Raw genomic sequence first — 3,499 nt, 5'->3', positions numbered from 1 at the left:
ATTCACTAGTCGTACTCTGTATGTCATTCGCTGATTCAAACTTGTTGCCCGTTAAGACGTTGATGGGGTTGCCGGCGGCATCAGTACAAGCGGGTTCACCGTTAGTACCAATTACGTTACACTTTACAGTTGCTGCTAAAGTACCAGAGGTGATAATACATAGTAAAGGTAGCAAACTAATGGTGAGTAAGTTGAATCGCATACAAGTCTCGACAAAAGTATTAGTATTTTATTGATATAATACGCATTTGTTGTGCTTTTGTCATTGTAAATTTATTAGAAATATAAACAGTACTTATAGCTTTAGAAATAATATTAAGATGTTTTAGTTAACGTTATTAACTACTTATATAACATCTTATATTTCACTTTTATTTTACATGTAATGACATTCTTGACATTTAAAATAAAATAAACATTACTTTTGTTCATATAATTATTGTTTTATGCTATAAAATATAAATACATTTTTAATTATGAAGAAAAGTAACATGTGTAACTTAAAAAAAACTTTGCTCTATTCTAGCGCTCTACTTAGTTGCTTTATGTTAACAGCTTGTGGCAGCGACTCAAATTCAAGTACCTCAAGTAATGATAATAAAAATAGTTCACCCAGTATTAACGAACCTGCTTACGAATTTATAAGTTTCATTATTGATAATTATTCGCAATCAGGATTAGACGAAATCAGCTATATTAATAGACAAAACCTGAGAATTACAGAAAACGGTGTCATGCTTACAGAGTCAGATATATATGGCGATTCCGATCTAGATGAAAATGAGGGTCAAGAGTCCATATTACCTAGTCTGATATTGGCTGAAAATCTGGAGTATCTATCAACTAATGAATTAAAAAACATAGACTATGTAGATAACAATACATTTGAGCAGATATATAAAGATGAAAAGACGGGAGAAACAATCGTCAAGACACAGATAAAGAACCCTATCTCAATTCCAACTGCTTCTTCTAAAAATATAAGTGTCACTCTTGATTTTTTGCCTAGCATTACTAAACCCTACAACTTTCCCAATGGGTCGCTATGTTATAACTACCGTAATAAACTTGATAAGCAGTATTTTACTTTTGAACTTGATTTTCCTTCAGACTACCCTACTTTGACTGCTTGGAAAAATGATATCTCTTCCAAGAATGAATCTTTGCCAATCTTCAATACTGAGATGGTTGGTTCGGATAACGACATTAGCGTCACTTATGTTACTTACCCAGATGACATAAATGACGCTAATGTCTCACCTGATTTGTCCTTACTAGGCTCTCCGCCTCCACAAGCACTTGCAGCTGTTATCTACAAAGGTATACTATACGAAGGAACTTTGTTCTATCCCTCTGACATCTCTTCTCCAACCGATCCATCGGTTAGTCAAATATTCTGTCTAGGTTATAATAAGATAGCGGCTGACTATATCGAAAAAGAAAGTAAGATTAGTTATAGATAGTTGATCTTAAAGTAAAAAGACTAAATATGTGCGTATTTAGTCTTTTTTTTGCTCATATTTTGCATACTATTATATAGCTGTATTCAGGATAACTTTTAACGGTTAATCGATAGGTACAACACAGAATTTCTATTAATAAGTTTTTCTGACTTACTAACAATTAAGGGATTATTATCTATAGGAGTTAAATTAATAGCATTGCTCATTATACCTGTATTGTTGATTCGTTTATCAAGCTCTACATTATAGTATTTCAATACGTTTAAGACGTAGCTCTGGGTTTCGCGAAAAGGAGGGATGCCACCGTATTTATTTATATTGCCTTCTCCTGCGTTATAAGCGGCTAATGCTATTGGTAGCTTATATCTCTTTAGTAGGCTAGCTAAGTGACGGCTACCTACTTCCACATTATGATGCGGTGCATATAAATTATAATAGCCATAATCTGCAGCCGTCGATGGCATAACTTGCATTAGACCTATAGCACCTTTAGAAGATAAGGCAGTATTATTAAAATTAGACTCTTGTCTAATAATTGCTCTTAATAACTCAGAGGGGATATCATATTTGCGAGCATTATGGTCGATAATAGTGTCTAGTTTGGTTTGAGAACGAGTAACAAGATTATTGGGTTGGACAGTAGATGGCTCAATTATTTGTATAGTGTTTTGCTCAGCTGATTGAGGATTAAAGTTATTCATGTCTATATATTTAACATTGGTATGTGCTGGGTAGCTTAGAGTTAAGAATGCGCTCAATAAGGATAAATTAATTACGTTTTTGTTAGATTCGAGCATACAAGTGACTCATTTGGATTACGCTTTATTTAAAGTATTATATAGTAATCCCAGATTTTATTCGATAATTGTTCTATAAATACTGAGCTATGCTGAAGAAACCGTAGAAATAAACTTGGTAAACTAGCGACTCGACAAAGAGCTTACCATGACCAAGAAAATCAGAACCGGTAATCCCCCCAATAAATAAGAACACTTAAAAATAGAGATTAACTGCTAAACTATCAGCAGGAGAAACTCATGAAAAAGTCACGCTTTAGCGACAACCAAATCGTTAACATCCTAAAACAAGCGGAACAAGGGTACCTATTGCTGAGCTGTGCCGCGAGCATAACATTGGACAAAGCACTTTCTACAACTGGCGCTCAAAGTATGGCGGCAGGGATGCCTCTTTAATTTCGCGTTTAAAAGAGCTTGAAGTTGAAAATGCTCGTCTTAAAAAGATGTATGCCGAAGAGCGTCTCAAATCAGACATACTACAGGATGCCATGTCAAAAAAGTGGTAGCGCCGCTTGGGCGCAAAGCGTTGGCTTGTCACTATATTAAAGATTATGGCATCAGTATCCGAAGGGCTTGCTTGATCTTTAATATCAGCGTGACCTGCTATTATCATAAGTCTGCGGCTTCTGATGAGAATAAGCAGATAGCTGACTTGCTTATAGAGCTGACTACCCAGAATAAGAACTGGGGCTTTGGTTTATGCTTTTTAAGTCTGCGTAACGTGTTGGGACTGCCATACAACCATAAGCGTGTGTATCGCATCTACTGTGAGCTTGAATTGAATCTTAGAATCAAACCTAAGCGCCGTATTAAGCGAGCCAAACCCGTACCACTTGCCGTACCTGTAGAACCGAATCAAAGCTGGAGCATGGACTTCATGCATGATGCTTTAACCGATGGCAGGGCATTTAGACTGTTTAATGTCATTGATGATTACAACCGTGAAGCCTTAACGGTTGAGATTGATTTCTCACTACCAGCCCAAAGAGTCATACGTAGCTTAAATCAGCTGATTGAATGTCGAGGTCGCCCTGATCAATTAAGATGTGATAACGGCCCTGAATATATCTGTAATGCGCTCAAAGACTGGGCGTTAGAACAAGGCATTAAGATAAGCTATATGGAACCTGGCAATCCACAACAAAACGCCTATGTTGAACGCTATAGTCAGTTCATAATAAAAGAGATACAACCCATATCATGAAACAGTTTAGGCAGATTATTCTCCATCCATCCTTG

At 36.2% G+C, this 3,499-nt stretch carries 3 protein-coding genes and 1 pseudogene; 2 read left to right on the top strand and 2 right to left on the bottom strand.

What is annotated here, in order from left to right; translation table 11 throughout:
- On the bottom strand, nt 1-202 hold a 202-nt coding region (locus J5X94_RS13760; protein WP_210541613.1), incomplete at its 3' end, for a hypothetical protein.
- Between the two features lie 289 nt (nt 203-491).
- Between J5X94_RS13760 and J5X94_RS13755 the strand changes: the two genes are divergently transcribed.
- Nucleotides 492-1,463: a hypothetical protein gene (locus tag J5X94_RS13755; RefSeq protein WP_210541612.1), complete on the top strand. Its 972-nt coding sequence runs from the start codon at nt 492-494 to the stop codon at nt 1,461-1,463.
- Nucleotides 1,464-1,558: 95 nt separating this feature from the next.
- On the opposite strand, the gene J5X94_RS13750 is transcribed toward J5X94_RS13755, so the two are convergent.
- Nucleotides 1,559-2,260, bottom strand: coding sequence for a lytic transglycosylase domain-containing protein (locus J5X94_RS13750; RefSeq protein WP_210541611.1), 702 nt, complete (start codon nt 2,258-2,260; stop codon nt 1,559-1,561).
- 240 nt (nt 2,261-2,500) lie between these two features.
- Between J5X94_RS13750 and J5X94_RS13745 the strand changes: the two are divergent.
- Nucleotides 2,501-3,437, top strand: a pseudogene (locus tag J5X94_RS13745) (IS3 family transposase); the annotation flags it as partial.
- Nucleotides 3,438-3,499: the final 62 nt, after the last annotated feature.

It is taken from the genome of Psychrobacter sp. K31L (assembly GCF_017942195.1).
GTDB lineage: Bacteria > Pseudomonadota > Gammaproteobacteria > Pseudomonadales > Moraxellaceae > Psychrobacter > Psychrobacter glaciei.
This window is presented reverse-complemented; position numbering and strand designations above follow the sequence as displayed.

Coding starts and splice junctions, on each gene's coding strand:
- J5X94_RS13755 (WP_210541612.1), top strand. CDS start 492: ATGTGTAACTTAAAAAAAACTTTGCTCTATTCTAGCGCTCTACTTAGT.
- J5X94_RS13750 (WP_210541611.1), bottom strand. CDS start 2,260: ATGCTCGAATCTAACAAAAACGTAATTAATTTATCCTTATTGAGCGCA.